The sequence below is a fragment of the Archangium gephyra genome, from assembly GCF_049060025.1.
In the GTDB taxonomy this organism is placed as follows: Bacteria; Myxococcota; Myxococcia; order Myxococcales; family Myxococcaceae; genus Archangium; species Archangium gephyra_A.
On the sequence record NZ_JBMEQQ010000002.1, the window covers coordinates 713216 to 736932 of the forward strand.

The following is a 23717-nucleotide window of genomic DNA, read 5'->3' on the forward strand; positions in this document are numbered from 1 at the left end:
AGTTCAGTTCTCGAAGTACTCGGTGTTGGGCTGCCTGTTCAGGTAGGGACGCAGGGCGTCGGCGACGTCGTCGGGCAGCACATCCAGCGCATGCTCACGGAAGGCGGTGAAGTCGCCCGAGGCGAGCGCGTTCCCCAGCGAGGCGTCCGCATTGTAGATGTCCGCGATGACGGAGTCGAACGCCGCGCTCGCCCCGCCGTGCTCCTGGAGGAACCTGAACGCCTCATCCCCGCTCAGACCGAACGCGGCGAGCGTCTCGAACATCGGGTTGGGGTTGCCGAGCGGCGTGTAGTCGCCCAGGCCGCCGGAGTAGGCGAACAGCGGCGGATCCGTCTGGGTGAGCAGCTCGCGGATCTGCTCCGGCTCGAGCCCGAAGCTCCTGCAGCCGCTCGCCGTAGCCCTCGTTGGTGTTCGAGACGAGCAGCTGCACCTCCGCGTCCGACAGGCCGAGCGTCTCGTGGAGGATGTCGCGCACCTCGCCCAGGTCGAAGTCCTCGAGGTCCGGGCCGAAGTCGCCATTGAGGAGATCGCCCACCACGTGGAGGGCCTCTCCCAGGACCGTGGCCACCACGTCCACGGCGGTGCCCGCGATCGGGATGAAGCCGGCGACGTCGCCCACCAGGGACACCGTCGAGCCGATGAGGTTGACCACGTCGCCCGGCGAGACGCCGTCGCGCAGCGCCTGGATGTCCTGGTACGCCTGGATGGCGTCGACGCCCAGCCCGACGAACGGCAGGAACTTCGCGCCGAACTTCGCCACGTCGGCGGCCGCGCCGGCCTTGCCGATGCTGTTGAGGATGCCCGCCGTCAGCTCGATGCCGTCGGCCGTCGAGGTGAGGGCGGTCTTCATGGCCTCCAGGTACTCGCCCTCGGCGAGCTGGGAGGGCAGGTCATAGAGGCCGAGGCCGAAGCTGGCCACCGCCAGCGACTTGCCGAACGCCCCCTGCTCGTCCCAGGAGCCGAGCAGGTCCTGCACCTGGTCCGGCGAGTAGGTGCCGTTGTGGATCGCCCGGACGTCCGCCAGCATCTGCTGGAAGTCCCCGGGGATGTCGTGCAGGGCCTGCGCCGTCTCCAGCCCGCTGACGAGCGACTCGAACTTGGCCATCGCCGCTTCGAAGCCACCTTCCCCGGCCTCGGCGATGGCTTCCGCCTGCGCGTTGGTCACGGCGGGGGCCACGAGCTCATCGGCCAGCTTCTGCTCGAACTCCGCGCCATACGCCGCGCGCAGCCCGTCGGCGAGCGCGGGATTCTGGTTGACCCGCCCCGTGAACAGGATGGCCTCGTCGGCGTGGTTCGGGGTGCCGGCGAGGGCCTTGTAGCCGTCGAAGAGCGCCTTCTGCGCGCCGGTGTCTCCCTGCGCCGCGAGCGTCTCGAGCTGCTCGGTGCTGGCGGCGAGGGTCTCCGAGAGCTTGTCTCCCGCCGCGCGCGCGGCGTCGCGGATCTCCGCGTTCTCCGGCCGCTCCCAGAACTCCGCCTTGTACTCCTCGACCTCCTCGGGCGTCAGCGCGGGCCCGAGCTGGCTGATCTCCGCGTTGAGCCGCTGCTCCACCTTGCTCAGGTCCTCCGCCTTCGTCTCGTAGTCGGCGCGGACCTCGTTGATCGCGTCGGTCGAGGTGTTGAGCAGCGCGTTGCCCGCCTCGAGGCGGCCGAGGTCGTTGATCAGCTTCTCCGCCACCCGGGAGGAGAGCGTCGAGCCGATGCCGTCCTCGGCGAGCTCGCCGAGCGCGTCATCGAACTGCCACATCTGATCCGAGCCCGCGGGGATCGCATCGGCGAGCTTCTGGGAGATCGACGTCGCCACCCGGTCCTTCCCGGCCTCACCGGCGAGGTTCATCGTCGCGTCGAGATCGCGGAGCACCTCCCGGTTGGTCTCCTGATCGACGCTGTTCTCCCTCGCGCCGGTGGCGAGATCGGTGGCGATCCGATCGATCGTGGGCTGGGACGCGGAGATCAGCATGTCGACCTGGGCCGGATCGTCCAGCTCCTCGGACTGCTTGCGGAGCTCTCCTCGGCGGCGGCCTCCGCTCCGCCCGACTCGTAGGCCTGCTCGACGGAGCGCGACGCCTCGAGAACCTCGGGCGGGGTGGCGACGGGGCCCACGAAGCCAGGATCGCCCGGGGCCGGGGCCGCTGCCGGATCCACGAAGTTCTGCTGGCCCGGGGGGGTGGTCGGCGCCGAGCCATCCGTCCGGGCCGCGGCGGGGGCCACCGTGGGCGTCGTCGTCCGGGTGGCCAGGGGCGTGGTGAGTGCCACGGGGGCCTGGGTCCGGGTGGGCGCCTCGAACGAGCTCGTCCCGCTGAAGCCGCGCAGCCTGTTCGCGGCCTGCTCCTGCGGCGGCTGCGCCTTCGGCTTCGGGGCCGGCGGCGGAGGAGGGGGCGGGGGGCGGATGTTCCGCCTGTTGGGTCCGTCGATCATGGTGAAAGCTCCTGGATGCGCGTGGTACGGCGGCGCCGGCGTTCCGGTTACATCGATTTATCGAATTATAGGATTATCGGGTTCAAGGGGGGGTGTTGCCTCGGGAGGGAGGGGCCCCATCCGTCCGGGGGGCAGGACTCGACGCGGCCCCCCCATTCCGCTAGGTTGCCGCCCCCGTGAACGCAGAAACGCAGCAGAATCTCCACGAGCAGCTCGAGCGCCTCCAGGAGGCGCTGTCCACGCGCCAGAGCACGCTTCTCTTCGCCCACACGGGCGTCTCCTTCGTCGTGGCCTTCATCCTGGGAGGAGCGACGGCGAAGCTCTTCTGGGATTCGACCAGGGCGCCGCACGTGGCGTGGCTGGGCCTGGCGGCGACGCTGGGGCTGATCATCTACGGGGTGATGCGCTACCGGAAGGGCCGCACGGTGCTGGCGGACGAGCTGGTGCGCTTCGAGACGATGATGGAGCTGCGTCACCGGCTGGGGCTGGACGATCCCAAGGCGTTGCTGCCCCGGTGAGCCCGGCTCGCAAGCCCGCGCGCAGCGGGCGTCTGATCGTCCTGGAGGGCCTGGACGGCGCCGGGACCACCACGCAGGTGGAGCGGCTGGCGGCGGTGTTGCGGGCCGAGGGCCAGTCCGTGCTCACCACGCGCGAGCCCTCGGACGGGCCGGTGGGCGTGCTGATCCGCCAGGCGCTGACGGGGCGGTTGGTGCTGCCCGGAGCGTTGCCCGGAGGCGCGGGGCCGCTGGCTCCCGAGACGCTGGCGCTGCTGTACGCGGCGGACCGGACGGATCACCTGCGGGCCAAGGTGCTGCCGGCGCTGGAGGCGGGGCAGGTGGTGCTGAGCGATCGCTCGGTGCTGTCGTCGCTGGCGTACCAGGGGGCGTCGCTGCCCATGGAGTGGGTGGAGTCCATCAACGCGCACGCGGTGCCGGCGGACCTGACGCTCTTCGTCGGGGTGTCCATCGAGGTGGCGGCGCGCAGGCGGGCGGCGCGGGGCGGGCCGGAGGAGCTCTTCGACGCGGAGGAGAAGCAGCGCCGCATCTCCCGGCAGTACGAGGCGGCCATCCGCCTGCGGGGCAAGCGCGAGCACGTGGTGCGCATCGACGGAGACCAGCCGGTGGAGGCCGTGACGGCCGAGTGTCTGGCGCACGTGCGTAAACTGCTCGGACGCAAGCCCGGACGCGCGGCGGTGCGGTAGAGTCCCCGGCCCCATGGAGCCCACCGGCGCGGCGGCGGTCATCATCGGTAACGAGGTCCTCACGGCGAAGGTGGTGGATGCCAATGGCCCACACCTCATCAAGCGCCTGCGCGAGGTGGGTATTCCCCTGCGCACGCTGGAGCTCGTCCCCGACGAGGTGGACCTCATCGTGGAGGCGGTGGCCCGGGCGCGGATGCGCGCGAAGTACGTCTTCACCAGTGGAGGCATTGGGCCCACGCACGACGACGTGACGGTGCGGGCGGTGGCGCTGGCCATGGGGCGCAAGGTGGTGCGGCTGCCGGAGATGGTGGCGCTCATCCGCGAGAAGGCGGTGGACGCGCCGACGGCCGAGGCGATGCGGTTGGCGGACGCCCCCGAGGGCGCGGTGCTGCTCGCCCAGCCGGGCAGTTGGTACCCGGTGCTGACGGTGGGCGACGTGTTCCTGCTGCCCGGGGTGCCGCAGCTCTTCCGCACGCAGTTGGAGGCGGTGCTGGCGCGGCTGCGCGGGACGCCGGTGCACCTGCGCGTGCTCTACCTCAACCTGGGGGAGAGCGCGGTGGCGGCGGTGCTGGACCGGGTGGCGCTGGACATGCCCCACGTGGCGATTGGCTCCTACCCGATGTTCGACCGCTCGCTGGACTACGCGGTGAAGGTGACGGTGGAGAGCGTGGACCCGGGCTCCGTGGAGCAGGCCCTGGCCCGGCTCCAGGCGGGACTGCCCTCGGGCTCGGTGGTCCGCACGGAATAGTCCGATGTGAAGGACTTCTCCGGGATCGTGTGAACCCCCTCACAGACATGGCGGCCGGGTCCGCGCACTCTGGGTCGTAGATGGCCCCAGGGCTCCGGGATTCCGGACTGGAGTGCTGTCAGCAGAGGGGGGAACAATGTCCGATACGTTGCGTCAGCACGGGGGGATGACTATCCAACCGGCCTCCAGGGAAGCAGAGGAAGCGATGCTCGCGGACTACGAACAACTGGCGGAGCTCTGGGCCCGGCAGGGCCTGCTGGTCCGAGCCATCGCCTTGTGCAAGGTCATCCTCCGGCTCGATCCGGCGCATGAGCCGGCGCGGCGGCTGCTCGCGGAGCTGGATGCCCGGCGGGTGGATCCCCACGCGCCACCGGGGCCCGCCGTGCCGAGGCCCCGGGCGCTGGACGCCGCCGCCGGGACGGGCCTGGCGGGAGGGGAGGGCGAGTCGCGCGCCTCGCTGCTCTCGCGGGTGGGCACGCGGGAGCTCCTGTCGATGATGGAGACCCTGGTGCCGCGCGTCTTCCAGCCGGGGGAGAGCATCGTCGAGGAGGGGCAGCCGGGCAGCTCCATGTTCGCCATCGTCGAGGGAAGCGTGGAGGTGGTGCGGACGCTCAAGTCGGGGCGGCGGCGCACGGTGGCCTTCATCGGCGAGGGCGAGTTCTTCGGGGAGATGTCGCTGCTGGCCGGCACGCCGCGGTTCGCGACCGTCAGGGCCTTCGAGCGCACGGCGGTGTTGGAGCTGACGCGGGAGCAACTGGAGAAGCTCCTCCAGCGGCATCCCTCGGTGGAGGACGTGCTGCAGGGCTTCCACCGCGAGCGCCTGCTGGAGGACGTGCTGCGCGGCAACCCGCTCTTCCGCACCCTCACGCCCGAGCAGCGCGAGGCGCTGGCCCGGGACTTCCAGATCTGCACCCGGCCGGCGGGGACGCTCCTGCTCGAGCAGGGAAAAGAGGTGGACGCCCTCTACCTGCTGCTGCGGGGACGGTGCCAGGTGACGCACCGCCACCCGGACGGCCACCAGGTCCCCCTGCGCACGCTGGGGGAGGGGGACATGTTCGGGGAGATCGCCCTGATGCTCGGCCTGGCGGCCACGGCGACCGTGTGCGCGGAGACCCCCTGCGTCCTGCTGCGGCTGGACTGGGGGAGCTGCGAGCGGCATCTCCTGTCGGACCCCGGGGTGTGCGAGGCGCTCTCGCGGATGGGCAATGAGCGCCTGCTGAGCAGCGCCGGGCTGTACTGGGAGTCCCCGGCGCCGGTTGGGACGCCTCGGGACTAGTGGAGTGTCCGACAAGTTTTTCAACATAGTCAGGACAGGTGCCGGTCCACCCACGAACGCATCTTGGCGCGAGTCCAGGACCAGGTGAAGGGGTGGGCGTAGAGGCGGTTGTACTCGGGCCAGCTGGCGTCGAGGTGCTTGATGAGCTCGTCACGGCTGGCCCAGTCCCCTCGTTGCAGGTAGCGCTCGGTGAAAGCGCGAAGCAGCAACTCCGCCTGATTGAGCCAGGAGGCATGAGCTGGAGTGAAAATCACCCGGACGTGCGGGTAGTGGGTGCGAAGGAAGTCGAGCGTCTGCCTGGCGGTGTGACTGGAGCCGTTGTCCCAGATGAGGTGGATGCGCCTGGCGTCGCGATGGTCCCCAAGGAGTTGCGGCAGTACGGCTCGCAAGCAGTCCCCGTTGTTTCTCTCCAGGTCCCAGCTGCGCATGCGGCCGGAGTGCACTACCAGCTTGGCCAGGAGGTTCACCGTACCGTGCCGCTTGTACTCGAACTCCCGGTGCTCGATGAGGCCGGGCTGCATGGACCGCACGGGCTGGTCGCCGTGCAGCACCTGGATGTTGGGCTTCTCGTCCACGCACAACACCACTTCGCCCTTCTGGGCCAACTGCTGCGCTTGCTCATAGCACCACAGCACCTGGGCCGCTTTGTGACGGAAAGTGTCGTCCAGGGTGGGTGTCTTCCAGTAACGCGTGCGGTGCGGCTGCAAGTCAGCGTCGTGCAGGATGAGCGCCACCGTGGAGTGAGAGATGGTGGGCGCAATGCCACGCTGACGTGCCACCAGGGCCAGGCTCCGGGTGGACCAGTGCGTCATCTCCAAACCGACGCCCGCCGGCTCACAACATGCCAACTGCTCCACCTCCACTCGCTGCAGGGGGGGAAAGCTCCCGCGGACGGCCGGAGCGGGGTGCATCCAGCACCACATCGACACCGTATGCTTCGTAGCGACGACACAAGTTCCAAATGGTGGTGCGCTCCAGTTCGAGTCTGTCGGCCAGCTCCGACACGACGATGTCCGGGGCGGTCATGGCCAGCAGGATGCGCGCTCGACGCGCGACGCGCTGCTCGGTACGTCCGTCCTCCACCAGCGTCTTGAGGTAGGCCACTTCCCCAGGCGAAAGGTGGAGGAGATGCGGCGGTCGTCTCCTCATCCACCCAACTTACCCGGTCTCTTCGTCCACCCAACCTACCCGCTGGCCCGATTATGTTGAAAAACTTGTCGGACACTCCACTAGGTGCCGGGGCCCGGCGGGGTGGGGCCGTCCAGGTTCACGGGCGGCGCGCCACGCCGGAGCACGGAGTGGCGGTAGCCATAGACGAAGTAGAGGCCGAGGCCGACGGCGAGCCAGATGCCGAAGCGCTTCCAGGCATGCACGGGAAGGCCCTGCATGACGAAGAGGCAGGCGCCGGCGCCGGCCAGGGACACCGGCCACACGAAGGGCACCTTGAAGGGCCGGGGGCGGTGCGGATCCTTCAGCCGCAGCACGGGCACGCCCAGGCACACCAGCATGAAGGCAGACAGCGTGCCGATGTTGGTGAGATCGTAGGTGGCGGCGTCATCGGCCACCAGCGCGCCGAGCGCCACCATCACGCCGGTGGCGATCGTGGTGATGTGGGGCGTGCGGTACTTGGGGTGGAGCTTCGCCGCCCAGGGGGGCAGCAACCCGTCACGCGCCATGGCGTAGAAGATGCGCGGCTGGCCGTACTGGAAGACGAGCAGCACCGCGGCCATGGAGACGACGGCGCCCAGCGAGATGATCCAACTGAACCGCGTCAGCCCGGCCACCTCGAAGGCATGGGCCAGCGGGTCCGAGGACTTGAGCTGCTGGTAGGGGATGAGGCCCGTCGCGACCGCTCCGACGATGACGTAGATGATCGTGCACACGGCCAGGCCGATGAGGATGCCGAGCGGCATGGTGCGCTGGGGATTCACCGTCTCCTCGGCGGCGGTGGAGATGGCGTCGAAGCCGATGTAGGCGAAGAACACGATGGCCGCCGCCTGGTGGATGCCGGGGAAGCCGTTGGGCGCGAAGGGCGTGTAGTTGGCCGGGTTGATGTGCATGGCCCCCACCCCGATGAAGATGGCGAGCACCAGCAGCTTCACCACCACCATGATGTTGTTGACCCGGGTGCTCTCCTTCACCCCGATGACCAGCAGCCAGGTGATGGCCATCACGATGAGGAAGGCCGGCAGGTTCACCAGCACGGGGATGCCCAGCACCCGCGGGGCGGACTCCAGCAGGCCGCGGATGGCGGGGTCGGAGCTGGCCTGCACGTTGTAGTAGCCGTGCGTGAGCCATTCGGGGATGTGCACCCAGGGGGAGACGAGCGAGTTGAAGTACCCCGCCCACGCGATGGCCACCGCCACGTTGCCCACCGCGTACTCGAGGATGAGATCCCACCCGATGATCCACGCGATCAGCTCTCCGAGCGTCGCGTAGGAGTAGGCGTAGGCGCTGCCGGCCTGGGGGATCATCGAGGCCAGTTCGGCGTAGCAGAGCGCCGCCAGGGCACACACCGCTCCGAGCAGCAGGAAGGACAGCACCAGGGCGGGACCGGCGCCGTGGCGGACCACCTCGCCGGTGGGGAGCGTCTCACCCGCGGCCGCGGTGCCCAGCGTGGAGAAGATGCCGGCGCCGATGACCGCGCCGATGGAGAGCATGACGAGGTCGCCGACGCCGAGCGAGCGCTTCAGGCCGCCGGAGGACTCGGTGTCGTGGAGGAGGTCGGCGATCGGCTTGCGTCGAAAGAGGGAACGCATAGGGGAGAGGCCGATTAGCACGATCCCACCCGCCGGGTCTTCCCTTGTGCGTGCCGCGATGCGTTGGCTTCCCGGCGGGGAGGGGGGAGGAAGTCACCTGCCGGTGCTCATGGGGCTTGTCCTCGGGCCAGGGTGCGGCTAACTCCGCGTTCCGCGAGACTTTTTCGGAGGAAGGACGGCAGTCATGCAGGTCGTCAGTGTAAAGAAGGCGCTGGATGGTTCGATCGCACCGGACACGAAGGTCGAGGTTCGCGGCTGGGTGCGTACGCGCCGGGACTCGAAGGCGGGCATCAGCTTCGTCAACGTCACCGATGGCTCGACGTTCGATCCGATCCAGGTGGTCGCGCCCAATACGCTGCCCAACTACGAGAAGGAAGTGCTGCACCTGACCGCGGGCGCGTCGGTGGTGTGCCGGGGCACGCTCGTGAAGTCGCAGGGCAAGGGCCAGTCCTTCGAGGTGCAGGCCGAGGAGGTGCGGGTGCTCGGCTTCGTGGATGATCCGGACACGTACCCCATCCAGCCCAAGCAGCACACGCTGGAGTTCCTGCGCGAGGTGGCCCACCTGCGGCCGCGCACCAACACGTTCGGCTCCATCACCCGCGTGCGCCACACGGCGGCACAGGCCATCCACCGCTTCTTCCACGAGGAGGGCTTCTTCTGGGTGAACACGCCGATCATCACCGCCAGCGACGCCGAGGGCGCCGGGCAGATGTTCCGCGTGTCCACGCTGGACGCGGTGAACCCGCCGCGCACGGACACCGGGAAGATCGACTGGGGCAAGGACTTCTTCGGCAAGGAGGCCTACCTCACCGTCTCCGGCCAGCTCAACGTGGAGGCGTACTGCCTGGCGCTGTCCAAGGTGTACACGTTCGGCCCCACGTTCCGCGCGGAGAACTCGAACACCACCCGGCACCTGGCCGAGTTCTGGATGATCGAGCCGGAGATCGCCTTCGCGGACCTCAACGAGGACGCGAACCTGGCCGAGCGCTTCCTCAAGTACGTCTTCAAGGCGGTGCTCGACGAGTGCGGCCCGGACATGAAGTTCTTCGAGGAGCGCCAGCAGAAGGGCGTCATCGAGCGGATGGAGAAGTTCATCAACTCGAGCTTCGAGCGGATCGACTACACGGACGCGATCGAGATCCTGAAGAAGGCGAAGAAGAAGTTCGACTACGCGCCGGAGTGGGGGAACGACCTGCAGACGGAGCACGAGCGCTACCTGACGGAGGAGCACGTGGGCCGGCCGGTGGTGGTGATGAACTACCCGGAGAAGATCAAGGCGTTCTACATGCGCCTGAACGAGGACGGGCGCACGGTGGCGGCGATGGACGTGCTGGCGCCGGGAATCGGGGAGATCATCGGCGGGAGCCAGCGCGAGGAGCGGCTGGACATGCTGGACAAGCGCATGCAGCAGTTCGGCCTGAAGCCCGAGCACTACCAGTGGTACCGGGACCTGCGGCGCTACGGCACGGTGCCGCACGCGGGCTTCGGACTCGGGTTCGAGCGGCTGATCGTCTACATGTGCGGCCTGCAGAACATCCGCGACGCGATCCCGTACCCGCGCGTGCCGGGCTCGGCGCAGTTCTAGGCCACCGTTGAGCATCCCCACGAGCATCCCCACCCCGCATCCCTCCCTCTCCCCCCGGGAGAGGGTCGGGGTGAGGGTGCCCGTGCCCGTGGGCTGTGGTACGTGAGAACCCCAGTCCGGATTCATGAGCGCATCAGGCCGGGGTGCGTGCAGGTGCAGCGTGGGGGGCGAGGTGCTGTCCGGACGATGAGGGGAAGCCATGACCCATCCGATCCGGACCCTGGTTGCGTGCTGGAAGGTGCCGTTGCTGGTGCTGCTCACCGCGCTGCTCGGCGCTTGTGAGAAGCCACCCGATCCCGAGCCGGGAAGCTGGACGCTCGTGGCCTCCGGAAGGCCCGAGGCCCTGCTGTCGGTGGGAGGCACGGGCCCTCGCGACGTCTACGCGGTGGGTCTGGATCGTGGCAGCGGCCCGGCCGTGCTCCACTTCGATGGCGAGCGCTGGGCGGCGATGGACACCGGGCTGCGCCTCGATCTGTGGACGGTGCACGCCTTGCCCGGCGGGCAGGTGATGATGGGCGGCTCCAATGCCACCCTCCTGCGCGTCGAGGAGGGCCGGTTTATCCGCATGCCGGCTCCGGGGCTCGCGCGCCAGACGGTCTACAGCATCTGGGGCTCGCGGCCGGATGATGTCTACGCGGTGGGCAGCGGGCCCGGCCGCGCGGGCTTCGTGTGGCACTACGACGGCACGGCCTGGCGTGAGCTGGCGCTTCCCCAGGAGCAGCTACCGCGCACCGCGGACGGCGACCTCTGGCCCTTCTTCAAGGTCTGGGGCAATGCGAAGGGCGAGGTCTACGTGGTGGGCGCCCAGGGCGTGGTGCTCCGCTCGCGCGACGGTGGGCCCTTCGAGGTGCTCCCCACCGGCACCACGGACCGCTTCGTCTCGGTGCACGGTGCGGGCGACACGGTCGTGGTGGTGGGCGGCCGGACGGGCGGCGGATGCAGACTCCTGGAGCTGAACGCCTCCGGCCAGCTCGAGGACAGGACCCCGCTGGGGTGTCAGCTCCTCCAGGACGTGGCCATCGCCGCGGACGGGACCGGCTACGCCGTGGGCCAGAATGGACAGGTGTTCCTCCGCGAGAAGGGGGCGTGGCGGTTGGTGGATCACCGGATGGATCTCCGAGTCCAGTACCTGCAAGGCGTCTGGCTGGACGCGGAGGGCGGCATGTGGACCGTGGGCGGCAACGTCCAGTCCACCCGGCTCGATGGCGGGGCGCTCGGTCACTTCGGCCGTCCGGTGCCCGAGGCTCCGGCTCCGGTGGCTCCCGGCAACCCGCCCGCGGCCACGTGCCCGGCCGAGCAGGTGGATCCCCGGCCCACGGGCTCCATCGCGAGGCGGTGGAACGAGCAGCTCATGGGCGCCATCCGGCGGGACATTCCGCGCCCCACCGTGCACGCGCGAAACCTGTACCACGTGTCCGCGGCCATGTGGGACGCGTGGGCGGCGTACGACGCGACGGCGGATGGCACCTTCGTGCGCGAGAAGCACTCGGCCACGGACGTGGCGCGGGCGCGTGAAGAGGCCATCAGCTACGCGGCCTATCGCGTGCTGGCGCACCGCTACACTCCGGCGATTGGAGGCAAGACGTCGGCGGCGTGCTTCAAGGCCTTCATGCTCGAGCTGGGTTACGACCCGGACGACACGGCCTCCTCGGGGGACGGCCCGCGCGCGCTGGGCAACCGCATCGCCCAGGCCATCATCGCCTTCGGGGCCACCGACGGCGCCAACGAGCAGAACGACTATGCGGACACCACGGGCTTCTCCTTCGTCAACGCTCCCCTGGTGGTGGATGACGTGGGCGCGGCGCTGGTGAATCCCGCGCTCTGGCAGCCGCTGAACCTGGCGGTGTCCGTCACCCAGAACGGCATCAACACCTCCGCGGGCGTGCAGGGCTACATCGGCGCGCACTGGAGGAACGTCACGCCCTTCGCCATGGTCCGTCCCGAGGGCGGCGGGCTGTACCACGACCCCGGCCCGGCTCCGTCCTTCGGCGCCGAGGTGCGCGGCTTCGTGGTGGACGTCCTCCGCAAGTCGAGCCTGCTCGGCAGTGACGCACTCATCGATCTGTCCCCGGCCAGCACCGGCAACAACAGCCTCGGTGCCAACGACGGCACGGGTCATCCCGTCAATCCGGTCACCGGCACTCCGTACTCGCCGCAATGGGTGAAGCACGGGGACTTCGGCCGGGTGCTGGCGGAGTTCTGGGCGGATGGTCCCAAATCGGAGACGCCGCCGGGGCACTGGAACGTGCTGGCCAACCAGGTGGCGGACTCGCCCGGCTTCAGCCGCCGCCTTTTCGGCACCGGGGCGGTGCTGGATGCGCTCGAGTGGGACGTGAAGGTGTACCTCGCGCTCAACGGCGCGGTGCACGACGCCGCCATCACCGCGTGGGAGATCAAACGCGAGTTCGTGACGGTCCGGCCCATCTCCCTGGTGCGATACATGGGCGGGCTGGGCCAGTCGTCGGAGCCCTCGGGCCCGTCCTACCACGTCGACGGACTGCCGCTGGTGCCGGGGCTCATCGAGGTGGTGACAGCGGAGAAGCTCGGCACCGGGACAGCGGCACGCGCACCTGTCGCGCTTCCAGGGACAGGTGGTGGTGCACGCGTGGCGGGGCGAGCCGGGAGACCGGAAGACCGAGGTGGGCGGTTCTGGCTGGGTGCGCGCCGTCGAGTGGATTCCGTACCAACTGCGCACCTTCGTGACGCCGGCCTTCCCCGGCTTCATCTCCGGACACAGCACCTTCAGCCGCTCGGCGGCGGAGGTCATGGCGAGCCTGACGGGCAGCGCGTACTTCCCGGGAGGACTGGGAGAGTTCGTGGCGGGGCGGAACGCCTACCTGACGTTCGAGCTGGGCCCGTCGACGGACATCCGGTTGCAGTGGGCGACTTACTACGACGCGGCGGATCAGGCGGGGCAATCACGGCTGTGGGGCGGCATCCACATCGAGCCGGATGATCTGGTGGGCCGCGAGCTGGGCAACAAGGTGGGCCTGGCCGCCATCGCGCGTGCCAGGACGTTCTTCGACGGCACCGCCGTGCCCTGAAGTCAGTCCGCCGTCCCCGGGCTCCCGGGCAAAGGTGCGAGGTGCGGCTGGGGCGCGTCGAACACGCGCCAGGTGAACTGCTCACCGCCCGCGGAGTGGTTGGGCATGTGGCAGTGCACGACGAAGTCCCCAGCCGCCGTGGGAAAGTCTCCCGCCCCCGCGTTGGTGAGGGTGAGGCTACTCCCCGGGCTCAGCAGGTGGGGGGCCTCGAAACCAGAAGTGGGGGCCTGGGTCGCCCGCTGGCCCCGGCGCCACCCGTGCAGGTGGTGGACGTGGAACTCCGCGTTCCCCGCGTGCACCACGCGCAGCTTGATGGGCTCTCCCAGGTACGAGCGCAGTTGCAGCGGTGGCGCCACCCGCTTGGGGGCGGCGGGGCGTGCGTCCTCCTCGTCCTCCTCGGCCTCGTCCCGCTCGAAGTAGGGCTGGCTGCGGTAGTTGAGGCCGAAGGCACCGGGCCGGAAGGGGCCCGCCATCTCGTCCTGCAAGGGCAGGGGCTCGCCTCGGGCCGAGCGCACGTCCGCCACCTCCGGCGGGCCCATGGCGTGGTACAGCAGCGCCATCTCCCGGAAGTCCTGGCCCGTGGGCACGTCGATGAGCGCCTCCCAGCCACTGCCGTTCCGCAGCGGCTCGCCCGTCGCGGCGCTGCGGTACACGGAGCCCGCAGGCTCCACCAGCAGGGCTCCGAAGAGCCCTCGTGCCTCCCGCCCGCCGCCGTCCGCCGAGTCGTGCAGGAGATAGGCGCCCTCCACCTCCGGCGCCTCGGGCAGCGCGAGGACGTACGTGAGGCTCTGTCCGGGCGGGACGGACGTGCCGGGGACGAAGCCTCCCTCCTGGCCCGCGCCCCTCACGGTGGCGCGCAGGCCCTCGATGCGCAGGGCCGCGGGCTCCGTGGCCAGCCGGTTGGTGAAGCGGAGCACGAGGCACTCACCGGCATTGGCTCGCAGCACCAGCGGCTCGGGCACGTGCTTCCGCTCCTGGAGCACCGGCAGGTCCTCCTCGAGGAGGTACATGAGCCCCTGGGGCACATGATCCCCGTGGGGATTGAGCGGGATGTCCACGGCGACGGCCGCCACGGCGTACGTCCTCATGCGAGCCCCGGGTGCACAGCCGGTCTCGTTCCCGGGGAGGCCGGACACGCCAGCCGCGGGGCGCCCTCCATCCGACTCCCAGACGCACGAGGCTCCCAGCATGATCAGCAGCGCGAGCGGTGACGCGACGGCTCGCGCGCCGGACGCAGCGGGCCTCGAGCGGCGGCGCAGCAGCAGCAACCCCAAGGGGAAGACGGGCACCTGGAGCACCAGCGCATCCCGCACTCCGGCCCACGCGGCCTCCGCCAGCGAGAGCTCCTCGGGCGTATCGGAGACGTCCGGCGCGACCGCCGCGCAGAGGAAGCGGCCCTCGTCGCCCACATCCTGGGCCGTCGCGGACACGGGCTGTCCCTCGGGCGCCGCCGGAGGGGGCGTGCGCGCGAGCTGACGCTGCACGAGGCCCCGCCCGGTGGCCACGGGAACCAGCAGCAGGAGGAAGCACAAGGAGAGCGTGGCGGCCTGCTCCACCGTCGTCCGGGTCTGGCCTCCGCGCCGGGAGAGCCAATGCGCGCAGCCCACGGCCGCCAATCCCACGGGCAACAGGAGCGCCGCGTCCCAGGCGAGCCGGGAGATCAACGCCTCCGCTGGCGGGCCGAAGCCTCCCGAGAGCAGCCACAGCAGGCCCACCTCCCAGCCAATCAGGCCGAGCGTGAGGAGGACGGCGATCACCCACCCTTTGCGTGCCATGATCACTCCCCGGTCCGCAGGTTCACGAGGTAGCTGATGAGATCCGCCATCTCCTGCGGTGACAGCGTCTCGCCATACAGGGGCATGGTGCTGAGCTGCCCACAGGGCCCCGGACCGGCGCACTCGGGAGCGATGACGGCCCCCGGGTTGAGCAGGGACTCATAGGCGTACTGCGCCGCGCTCATGCCCGAGACCCGCGTGGCGCCCACCCGGGAGAAGTTGGCCAGCGCCGGTCCGATGCGGCGGCCGCCCGGCACCGCGGGATCTCCATGACAGGCGGTGCAGGCGAGCCGGCCATGGAAGAGGGCCGAGCCCGCGGCGGCATTGCCCGGGGGAAGCTCCTCCACGCGCCGGGGCCAGCCGGGAGGGCCCTCGCCGGGGCTCCGGGGACGCCGGGTGGAGAGCAGGGTGGTGCGCTCCGTGCCGCGCGCCCACTCCAGGCGCAGGGCGGAGGAGGTGAGCGGTACGTCGAAGCCCACCGTCACGGACAGCAGCTCCGAGGGCCGCACGGTGAACGCGGCGGCGCCCCCCACCGAGGCCCGCCACTCCGTCCCCGTCTGGGTGTCGGTGAGCAGCAGCTCCCCCGCGGTGAAGTCCCCCGGGACGCTCCGAGGGTTGAAGACGGTGAGCTCCACGGTGAGGCGTCGCTGTCCGGGGGCCGGTGCTCCGGGCAGGGCGGGCAGGGTCGCCGTGTCGCCATGGTCCGTCGGCTCGTGCAGCCACACGGCCCGCTCCAGGCGCAGCCGGAGCCCATTCTGCTCGACTTCCCTCCGTGGCTGGACGGCCCAGGTCTGGAGCGCGAGCGCGCCTCCGGCGAGCGTGGCCAGCAGCGCGAGCCCACACGCCACCCACCTCGTGCCTGTGCGGCGGTGCTGCCGGGCGCTGCTCTCCGAGGGGGGATGCATGGTGGCCCCGTGTGGCTACGGCTCGTCCGCGCCCGGTGCGGAGACGGGGACGGTGAGGTGGACGGTGCCCGCCTTCTCGAAGTGCAGGGTGAGCGGGAGGCTCGCGGGCGAGGCCTGGACGGCATACAGCATGAGGTGCTTACCGCCCGGGGCTAAATCGACGCGGCCCTTCGCGGGCACCACGAAGCCCTCGGGCCTCGGGTGCATCTGCAGCAACTCTCCCTGCGCGATGACTTCGTGCAGCTCCACCTTCCCGGCGGTGGCGGACTCGGCGCCGATGAGCCGATCCTCCCGCCCGCTCGTATTCACCAGCGTGAGATAGACGGCTCCGACCCGAGCCGGTGTCAGCCGCGCGCGGGCCTTCTCCACCCGCACCCCGGCCGCTCCGTCCTCCTTCAGGAGACGCTCGACTTCCTGCTGCAACCGCTCGACGGACACGGTGTACGGCATGCGCGCGCGCAACGCGCCTGCCTTGTCCACGAGGAAGAAGGCTCCGGTGTGGTCGACGGTGTAGGGCATGTCTCCGGTGAAGGTGTGCTCGCGGTAGCGCGCGGCGTCTGGGTAGCGGCGGGTGGCGGTGACGCGCCAGGCGGACAGCATCGGCGCGAGCGCCTCCGCGTCCAGGCGCAGGCCCGTGAAGCGCGGGTTGAAGGCGTGCACGTACGTCTCGAGCTGCTGCGCGCTGTCACGCTCGGGGTCCACGGAGACGAAGACGACTTCCACGTCCCGCGCGGCCTCTCCCAGCCGGCTGTGGAGGCGCTGGAGCTGCGACAGGGTGGTGGGGCACACGTCCGGGCAGGCCGTGTAGCCGAAGGACAGCACCACCACCTTGCCCCGTTGCTCGCTCAGCCGGAACACGCCGCCCGAGGCCCGGGGCGCTTCCAGGGCCGGAGCGGGCCGCACGGGCTCTACCGCGAAGTCCTCGCCCCGATCCTTGCGGCAACCCGCCGCGAGCACCACGACGGCCAGCGCGGGCAGCAGCCGCCGAGCCCATCCCTTCGTTCCGTGGACAGTTCGTCCTCCCATCTCGCTCCTCCCCGGCCGGGCAGCAGCCAAGGGGCTGAGTTAAGGGGGCGGGGCCCTGACGGCGAGGTGCCCCGGAGGATGAGGCTCCTGTCGGATTTCGCGCGAAGGGGCTCAGCTATACGTGTGGGAGTCCTCCTCGGCCGGGGCGGGGTTGAGCGGCAGGCTGAAGCAGAACGTGGAGCCCTCGCCCGGGTGGCTCTCCAGCCAGATGCGGCCTCCATGGGCCTCGATGATCTGCCGGCCCAGGTGCAGCCCCAGGTACACCACCCCCGTGTAGCCCGGAGCCCCTGGAGGCAACGGCTCATAGAGGGGCTCGAAGACGTGTGGCTGGCGCTCCGGTGGAATCCCCGGGCCCTGGTCATGCACCGACACCACCGCCTCGCCGCCGACGCGCCGCACCCGGAGCTCCACCGGCCCGCCCGGAGGCGAATAGCGCACGGCGTTCTCCAGCAGGTGGGCCACCACCTCGCCCAGCAACTGGCGCTCGGCGTGGATGAAGAGCTCCTCCCGGGCGTCGATGCGGATGGGATTCTCCGTCGTCCGGGCGAACTTCTCCGCCTGCTCCCTCACCAGCGCGTGCAGATCGAACCGCTGGCGCTCCAGCTTCGGCGGCCCCGGCGCCATCCGCACGGCCGCGAACAGGTGCTCCACCAGCCGGGAGATCCGCCGCGTGTTCCTCGCGATGGTGGTGAGCCCCTTCTGCTGGCGCGGCGTGAGCACCTCCAGGTTGAGCAGCAGCTCCGCCCACGTCTGGATGGACGTCACCGGCGTCTTCAACTCATGGGCCGCCGCCGACATGAACTCCTCGCGCAACCGCAGGGCCGCGCGCAGCTCCTGGAACAGCCGGGCCTTCTCGATGGCCACCGCGAACAGCCGGCCCACCATGGCGTGGAACTCCAGCGCTCGCGAGGAGACGGGACGGGGCTCATGGGTGAAGTAGGACATGACCCCGACCAGCCGCTCGTGGGAGTGCAGCGGCACCGCCACCATGCCCCGGTACCCTCCCTCGCGGGCCAGCCACCCCGAGCGCGTGGGGGCGCCTCCCTCCAGCACGTCCGCGACCACCTGGATGCGCTCCTCCCGGGCGGCCTTCGCGGTGAGCAGGGGCGCGTTGAATGGCACCCGGCGCAGTCCTTCCTCCGCCGCCGCCGTCAGCTGGTGGGAGGTGAGCAGCGCCAGCTCCTGGCGTTCCGTGTCCGCCAGCCACAGCCCGATGCCGTCCGCCCCCAGCGCATGGAGGCACTGCTCGATGACCACGCGGGCGATCCGCTCCAGCTCCACCTCACTGACGAGCGCCTGTCCGATGCGCGCCAGGGCCAGCTCCCGCTCGAACATCCACGCCAGCTCCTCCTCCTCGCGCCGGCGCCGGGTGATGTCGCGCACCACCACCTCGCCGAAGATGAGCTGGCCGGAGGCATCCCGCACCGGGGCGCCGTGGACGCTGAGCAGGCGCTCCTGGCCATCCTGGCCGCGCAGGAGCACCTCCACGTCGGTGAACGTCTCTCCGGCCAGGGCGCGGCGGATGGGCAGCTCCCCGGGCGCCATGGGGCGTCCGTCCGGATGCCGCATGTCCTGGAGCAGCAGGGCGCCCGGTGCCGAGCCGCCCAGCGCCGCGCGTTCCTCGAGCCCGAGCAGCCGGAGGCCCGCGGGGTTGGCGTCCACCAGGTGTCCATCCGGACCGGTGAGGAAGATGGCATCCGGCACGCTGGCGATGATGGCGGCGAGCTGCTGGGCCTGGTGCTCGGCCTGCGCGCGCAGGGCATCCACCTCCACCTGGCGCCGGGCGAGCCGGGACGCCATCTCGTTGAAGGAGGTGCCGAGCTCCTCCAGCTCATCGCCCGTGGAGATGTGGACGCGCCGCTCCATTTCTCCGTGCCCCAGGGCCTGGGAGGCGTCCCGAAGCTGCCGCACCGGACGGGTGTAGAAGCGCGCCAGCACGGCCGCCAGGAGGATGTTGAGCAGCAGGATGCCCGCGAAGGCCGCGAGCCTCGTGCGCGCCCGCTCGTAGAGCGGCGCCATGGCGATATCGGAGGGAATCGTCACGCCCACGGCCCAGGGGTAGCGAGGCACCGGGACGAAGGCCCCCAGGCGCTCATCACCCTGGAGTGGACTGGTGAACCGGGCGATTCGCGAGGGCGTGCCGCGCAGGGCCGCCTGGAGCGGCTCGAAGTGGGCGAAGGCGTTGCTCTCCTCGAAGGAGAAGCTCGGGATGGCCGGTGTAGAAGGCCAGCCGGCCGTTGTGGTCGGCCAGGAAGAGGGCCTGCCCCGGTTGGAACCGTGCACCCGCGTAACGCTGCTCCAGCAGATCCGTCCGCATCACCACGTTGAAGACGGCGATCGGCTGCCCGTCCGGCCCTCGGACGGGCATGCTCACGAGCAGGCCCGTGCGGATGGGCCGCCGCAACTCGAGCACCTCGGAGATGACCGGCGCGTTGGTGGCCATCACCTGCTGGAAGTACGGGCGATCTCCAATCGAGAGCCGGGGCTCGTCGGGGCTGGTGGGATTGCTCCAGCCTCGGTTGAGGCCGGTGGCATCGAAGACGGCCACGGAGTCATAGAGCGGACTCTGTGAGGCCAGCTCCTTCAGGTGCGCATCCAACAGGCGCGGGTCCAGGGTTCGTAGCAGCGGATCCTTGGATACGGCCCAGCCAAAACTGACGGCGGCATCCAACGTCTCGGAGGCCTGACCGGCCACGGCCTGGGCCGTCATGAATTGAACGTGGAGGATGTCCTCTTGAGTCCTCTCCAGGTCGGACAGCAGGTCCACGAGCAGCAACCCCAGCACCGGCAGCAGCACGATGATGAACGCGACCAGTAGCTTGGCGTGGATCCGCAGGTGAAGCATGTCCGCTCTGGGGCGCTGACTTCCTTGTGAGAGAGGTTGATTCTCAGAGTTTGAGCAAGGTGTGGCTCCGCCCCTCCGCTGTCCACTCCCCCGGTACGAGGGATGTGTTCCCTCCACCACCCAGGCTGCAAACTTCCGGCGCGGACACGGAACCTTTGATGTCTGTCCTACCCTCCGGAAGGCGCTGTCACGGGAGTACGCTGCGCCGCTCTACAGGAGAGGTGGCATGAAACAGTCGCGAAGGAATGCGGGGGTGGCGCTCGTCCTGGCGGGCCTGGTGACGGGTTGCCCCGAGCCCGAGCCCTACAATGGGGGCACGTATGTGTATGACGGTTATGGGACGATCGAGCGGGACCCGGACTGCAAGCTGACGGGGCCCCTGGAGCTGACGCTGGGCGAGGGAGATGGAACGAGCTTCACCCCGTTGGCGCCGGGCCAGGAGCCGGTGCTCTACCACGGGCCGCAAGGCGGCACGCATCTGATCCTCGGCGTGTCGGTGGCCAACCCCGCCGCCGGATTCCCCGGGATGCAGATCAAGTTCGAGGCCGAACGCCTGCGTTGCTTCTCGGACGGGGAATGCACCGCCGCCGATCCCATCGGGAGCGACGAGATGCTGGTGAGCCGGCCGGATCGCTTCCTGCCCGGGGAGGGGGGCTCCGTGAACGTCTCGGGCTTCCTCGTCGTCGTGTGGAACTGGAACCTGGGCGAGCGGCGCCGCCTCCAGGTCGAGGCGATGGACCCGTGCGGGCGGACCGGCACGGCCTCGGTGGAGCTGGGCCTCCCGGCCTCCGCGCCCTGAGGGCCCGGGGCCGGGTGCCGGTGTTTCCCAGCGTCAGGCGGGGACCGGGGCCGTGCTGGCGCCGCTGGGCTCGGGAGTGGCTGGACCGGGCACCACCTCGCGGCGCTTCCACAGGAAGTACACCGCCGGATAGACGAGCAGCTCCAGCAGGAAGCTGGTGGCCAGGCCGCCCACCATGGGCGCGGCGATGCGTTTCATGACGTCCGCGCCCGTTCCGGTGGACCACATGATGGGGAGCAGGCCCAGCATCGCCGCCATGACAGTCATCGCCTTGGGCCGCACGCGCTTCACGGCCCCGTGGATGATGGCCTCCTCCAGGTCCCCCTCGGTGCGCAGCATCCCGCGCTGCTTCGCCTCATCGTGGGACAGGTCGAGGAAGAGCAGCATGAAGGCGCCGGTCTCGGCGTCCAGGCCCATCAAGGCAATCATGCCCACCCACACCGCGATGGAGACGTTGTAGTCGAGCGCCCAGAGCAGCCACACCGCGCCGATGGCGGAGAAGGGCACCGCCAGCATCACGAGGCCCGCCTTGAAGGCCGACTTCGTGTTCATGTACAGCAGCCCGAAGATGAGCACGAGCGTGAGCGGGATGACGAGCTTCAGCCGCTCCCGGACGCGCAGCATGTTCTCGTACTGCCCGCTCCACGTCATGGAGTAGCCGGTGGGCACCTTCACGCTCGCGGCCACCGCCTCCTTGGCGCGATCCACGAAGCCGCCCACGTCGTACTTGGACGTGTCGAAGTCCACGTAGACGTAGCCGGTGAGCATGCCGTTCTCGTTGCGGATCATCGAGGGGCCGTGGGCGAACACCACGTCCGCGATGGCCTCCATGGGAATCTGGCCCTGGCCATTGGGAAGGGGCAGCAACACGCGCTTGAGGGACTGGAGATCCTCGCGGTAGTCGCGGGCGTAGCGCACGTTGATGCCGTAGCGCTCGCGGCCCTCCACGGTGGTGGACTGGTTGTCGCCTCCCACCGCCGTCATCACCATCATGTTCGCGTCGTCCACGCTCAGGCCGTAGCGGGCGAGTTCGTCGCGCTTGAGGACGAAGTCGAGGAAGTAGCCGCCCGCCACGCGCTCGGCGAAGGCGCTGCGGGTGCCCTCCACCTTCGCCACCGCGGCCTCCGTCTCGCGGGCGATGCGCTCCACGGTGGTCAGATCCGCGCCCATGATCTTGATGCCCACGGGCGTGCGGATACCCGTGGACAGCATGTCCAGCCGGCCCTTGATGGGCATGGTCCAGGCGTTGGAGATGCCCGGCAACTGGAGCGCGGCGTTCATCTTCGACTCCAGCTCCGCCTGGGTGATGCGGTCGCGCCAGAAGGGACGCAGCATGCGCTTCAACCACTCGGGAGCCCAACCGCTGTACCAGCGCGGCACCTCGCGCCACTGGGACTCGGGGCGCAGCAGCACCGTCGTCTCCATCATGGTGAACGGGGCCGGGTCCGTGGAGGTGTTGGCACGGCCCGCCTTGCCGAAGACGCGCTCCACCTCGGGGAACTGCATGAGCAGCTTGTCCTGCACCTGCAGCACGCGCTGCGCCTCGGTGACGGACATGCCCGGTTCCACCGCCGAGGGCATGTAGAGGATGGTGCCCTCGTTGAGCGGCGGCATGAACTCGCTGCCCAGGTGCAGGTACACGGGGATGGTGGTGGCCACCAGCAGCGCGCTCACCGCCAGCGTGGCCTTCGCATGGCGCAGGACGAAGCGGCAGGGGCCCTCGTAGATGCGGTGCATCAGCCGGCTGATGGGGTGCCGCTCCTCCGCGTAGTACTTGCCCACGAGGGCGTGCGTCGCCACCGACGCGAGGAGTTTCGGGCGGAACTGGAAGGGCTCCACGCGGGCGAAGAGCATCCGCATGGCGGGGTCCAGGGTGATGGCCAGCAGCGCGGCGATGGCCATGGCCAGGTTCTTCGAGTACGCGAGCGGGCGGAAGAGGCGGCCCTCCTGGTCCACCAGCGTGAAGATGGGCATGAAGGCCACGGCGATGACGAGCAGGCTGAAGAAGACGCCCGGCCCCACCTCCATCAGCGCTTCCAGGCGCACCTGGTGGAAGTCGCCCTTCTTCCCGTCTTTGATCCAGTGGTGGATCTTGTTGTACGCGTTCTCCACCTCGACGATGGCGCCGTCCACGAGCACGCCGATGGAGATGGCGATGCCGGCCAGCGACATGAGGTTGGCGTTCAGCCCCATCGCGTACATGGGGATGAAGGCCAGCGCCACGGACACCGGAATGGTGACGATGGGCACGATGGCCGACGGGATGTGCCACAGGAAGATGAGGACGATGAGGGAGACGATGATGATCTCCTCCACCAGCTTGTGCGTCACCGTGTCGATGGCGCGCTCGATGAGATCCGAGCGGTCATAGGTGGTGACGACCTCCACGCCCTCGGGCAGCGAGGGCTTGAGCTCCTCGAGCTTCGCCTTGATGCGCTCGATGACGTTGAGGGCGTTCTCCCCCTGGCGCATGACGACGATGCCGCCCACCACGTCTCCCTCGCCGTCCAGATCGGCCACGCCGCGGCGCAGCTCGGGGCCCAGCGTCACGCTGGCCACGTCCTTGATGGTGACGGGCGTGCCGCCCTGGGACTTGAGGACGAGCTTCTCGATGTCCTCCACGTTCTTTACGTAGCCCCGGCCGCGGACCATGTACTCGCGCCCGGCCACCTCCACGAGCCGTCCGCCCACGTCGTTGTTGCCCTGGCGCACCGCGCGCACCACCGCGTCCAGCGACAGCCCGTAGCTCGCCAGCGTGTTGGGGTTGACCGTCACCTGGTACTGGCGCACCTGTCCGCCCACGGTGGCCACCTCGGAGACGCCCGGCACGCTTTGAATTTGATAGCGCAGGAACCAATCCTGGTAGGAGCGCAGCTCGTCCAGCCGGTGCTTGCCGCTCTTGTCCACCAGCGCGTACTGGAACACCCAGCCCACGCTGGTGGCGTCCGGGCCCAGCTCCACCTTCACGTCCGGCGGGAGCTGGGGCGTGATCTTCGACAGGTACTCGAGCACGCGCGTGCGCGCCCAGTACATGTCCGTGCCGTCCTCGAAGATGACGTACACGTAGCTGAAGCCGAAGTCGCTGAAGCCACGCACCGCCTTGACCTTCGGGGCGCCCAGCAGCGCGGTGGTGATGGGGTAGGTGACCTGGTCCTCGACGATGTCGGGGCTCCGGTCCCACCGCCCGTAGACGATGACCTGGGTGTCGGACAGGTCCGGCAGCGCATCCAGCGGAGTGTTCCGCATGGTCCACCAGGCGCCGATGAGCGCCACGATGGTGGCCGCGATGACCAGGTACTTGTTCTCCGCCGAGAAGCGGATGATGGCTCGGATCATGGC

At 69.8% G+C, this 23717-nt stretch carries 20 protein-coding genes; 8 read left to right on the plus strand and 12 right to left on the minus strand.

Annotation, left to right across the window (positions count from 1 at the left end; all coding sequences use genetic code 11):
• Nucleotides 1-3: 3 nt before the first annotated feature.
• From ACN28I_RS03280 to ACN28I_RS03290, 3 genes are read right to left on the minus strand one after another with little or no spacing between them, the layout of a single operon-like run.
• Nucleotides 4-264 (minus strand): hypothetical protein, encoded by a 261-nt coding sequence (locus ACN28I_RS03280; RefSeq protein ID WP_420940698.1) that lies wholly within the window; start codon nucleotides 262-264, stop codon nucleotides 4-6.
• The gene (locus tag ACN28I_RS03285; RefSeq protein WP_420940699.1) at nucleotides 224-1957 is read right to left on the minus strand and encodes a hypothetical protein; all 1734 of its coding nucleotides are present in this window, start codon (nucleotides 1955-1957) and stop codon (nucleotides 224-226) included. Before ACN28I_RS03285 ends, ACN28I_RS03280 begins: the two co-directional genes overlap by 41 nt.
• Complete coding sequence (locus ACN28I_RS03290) at nucleotides 1951-2415, minus strand: hypothetical protein (protein WP_420940700.1); 465 nt, start codon at nucleotides 2413-2415, stop codon at nucleotides 1951-1953. The genes ACN28I_RS03285 and ACN28I_RS03290 overlap by 7 nt, the downstream gene beginning before the upstream one ends.
• A 176-nt stretch (nucleotides 2416-2591) precedes the next feature.
• Between ACN28I_RS03290 and ACN28I_RS03295 the strand changes: the two genes are divergently transcribed.
• The 4 genes from ACN28I_RS03295 (at nucleotide 2592) to ACN28I_RS03310 (ending at nucleotide 5640) form a co-directional block, all read left to right on the plus strand.
• Nucleotides 2592-2933, plus strand: coding sequence for a hypothetical protein (locus ACN28I_RS03295; RefSeq protein ID WP_420940701.1), 342 nt, complete (start codon nucleotides 2592-2594; stop codon nucleotides 2931-2933).
• Nucleotides 2930-3616 carry a dTMP kinase gene (gene tmk, locus ACN28I_RS03300; protein WP_420940702.1) on the plus strand — a complete coding sequence of 229 codons (687 nt, stop codon included), beginning with the start codon at nucleotides 2930-2932 and terminating at the stop codon, nucleotides 3614-3616. Before ACN28I_RS03295 ends, tmk begins: the two co-directional genes overlap by 4 nt.
• 13 nt (nucleotides 3617-3629) lie before the next feature.
• Entirely contained in the window at nucleotides 3630-4364 is a 735-nt protein-coding gene (locus ACN28I_RS03305) for a competence/damage-inducible protein A (RefSeq protein WP_420940703.1), read from the plus strand.
• A 205-nt stretch (nucleotides 4365-4569) separates the two neighbouring features.
• Nucleotides 4570-5640: a cyclic nucleotide-binding domain-containing protein gene (locus ACN28I_RS03310; protein ID WP_420940704.1), complete on the plus strand. Its 1071-nt coding sequence runs from the start codon at nucleotides 4570-4572 to the stop codon at nucleotides 5638-5640.
• Nucleotides 5641-5669: 29 nt separating this feature from the next.
• On the opposite strand, the gene ACN28I_RS03315 is transcribed toward ACN28I_RS03310, so the two are convergent.
• From ACN28I_RS03315 to ACN28I_RS03325, 3 genes are all read right to left on the minus strand, one after another.
• Nucleotides 5670-6452, minus strand: a complete 783-nt coding sequence (locus ACN28I_RS03315; RefSeq protein ID WP_420940705.1) for an IS630 family transposase — start codon at nucleotides 6450-6452, stop codon at nucleotides 5670-5672.
• A 22-nt stretch (nucleotides 6453-6474) separates the two neighbouring features.
• Complete coding sequence (locus ACN28I_RS03320; RefSeq protein ID WP_420940706.1) at nucleotides 6475-6744, minus strand: helix-turn-helix domain-containing protein; 270 nt, start codon at nucleotides 6742-6744, stop codon at nucleotides 6475-6477.
• Between the two features lie 125 nt (nucleotides 6745-6869).
• A complete protein-coding gene (locus tag ACN28I_RS03325; protein WP_420940707.1) occupies nucleotides 6870-8399 on the minus strand; it encodes an amino acid permease in 1530 nt (509 codons plus the stop codon).
• A gap of 184 nt (nucleotides 8400-8583) precedes the next feature.
• Here ACN28I_RS03325 and asnS point away from each other — a divergent pair, with 184 nt between their 5' ends.
• From asnS to ACN28I_RS03340, 3 genes are all read left to right on the plus strand, one after another.
• Entirely contained in the window at nucleotides 8584-9984 is a 1401-nt protein-coding gene (asnS, locus tag ACN28I_RS03330) for an asparagine--tRNA ligase (RefSeq protein ID WP_420940708.1), read from the plus strand.
• 199 nt (nucleotides 9985-10183) lie between these two features.
• Nucleotides 10184-12940, plus strand: coding sequence for a DUF6851 domain-containing protein (locus ACN28I_RS03335; protein WP_420940709.1), 2757 nt, complete (start codon nucleotides 10184-10186; stop codon nucleotides 12938-12940).
• Entirely contained in the window at nucleotides 12858-13028 is a 171-nt protein-coding gene (locus tag ACN28I_RS03340; protein ID WP_420940710.1) for a hypothetical protein, read from the plus strand. Before ACN28I_RS03335 ends, ACN28I_RS03340 begins: the two co-directional genes overlap by 83 nt.
• A 2-nt stretch (nucleotides 13029-13030) precedes the next feature.
• Here ACN28I_RS03340 and ACN28I_RS03345 read toward each other — a convergent pair whose 3' ends face one another.
• The 5 genes from ACN28I_RS03345 to ACN28I_RS03365 form a co-directional block, all read right to left on the minus strand.
• Nucleotides 13031-14803 carry a multicopper oxidase domain-containing protein gene (locus ACN28I_RS03345; protein WP_420940711.1) on the minus strand — a complete coding sequence of 591 codons (1773 nt, stop codon included), beginning with the start codon at nucleotides 14801-14803 and terminating at the stop codon, nucleotides 13031-13033.
• 2 nt (nucleotides 14804-14805) lie between these two features.
• Nucleotides 14806-15708 carry a c-type cytochrome gene (locus ACN28I_RS03350; RefSeq protein WP_420940712.1) on the minus strand — a complete coding sequence of 301 codons (903 nt, stop codon included), beginning with the start codon at nucleotides 15706-15708 and terminating at the stop codon, nucleotides 14806-14808.
• Between the two features lie 15 nt (nucleotides 15709-15723).
• Nucleotides 15724-16734, minus strand: coding sequence for an SCO family protein (locus ACN28I_RS03355; protein WP_420940713.1), 1011 nt, complete (start codon nucleotides 16732-16734; stop codon nucleotides 15724-15726).
• A gap of 111 nt (nucleotides 16735-16845) precedes the next feature.
• Nucleotides 16846-18753: an ATP-binding protein gene (locus tag ACN28I_RS03360; protein WP_420948557.1), complete on the minus strand. Its 1908-nt coding sequence runs from the start codon at nucleotides 18751-18753 to the stop codon at nucleotides 16846-16848.
• A 76-nt stretch (nucleotides 18754-18829) separates the two neighbouring features.
• A complete protein-coding gene (locus tag ACN28I_RS03365) occupies nucleotides 18830-19579 on the minus strand; it encodes a cache domain-containing protein (protein ID WP_420940714.1) in 750 nt (249 codons plus the stop codon).
• Nucleotides 19580-19805: 226 nt separating this feature from the next.
• On the opposite strand from ACN28I_RS03365, the gene ACN28I_RS03370 reads away from it, so the two are divergent.
• A complete protein-coding gene (locus tag ACN28I_RS03370) occupies nucleotides 19806-20378 on the plus strand; it encodes a hypothetical protein (RefSeq protein WP_420940715.1) in 573 nt (190 codons plus the stop codon).
• 33 nt (nucleotides 20379-20411) lie between these two features.
• On the opposite strand, the gene ACN28I_RS03375 is transcribed toward ACN28I_RS03370, so the two are convergent.
• Nucleotides 20412-23714 (minus strand): efflux RND transporter permease subunit, encoded by a 3303-nt coding sequence (locus ACN28I_RS03375; protein WP_420940716.1) that lies wholly within the window; start codon nucleotides 23712-23714, stop codon nucleotides 20412-20414.
• Nucleotides 23715-23717 lie beyond the last annotated feature (3 nt).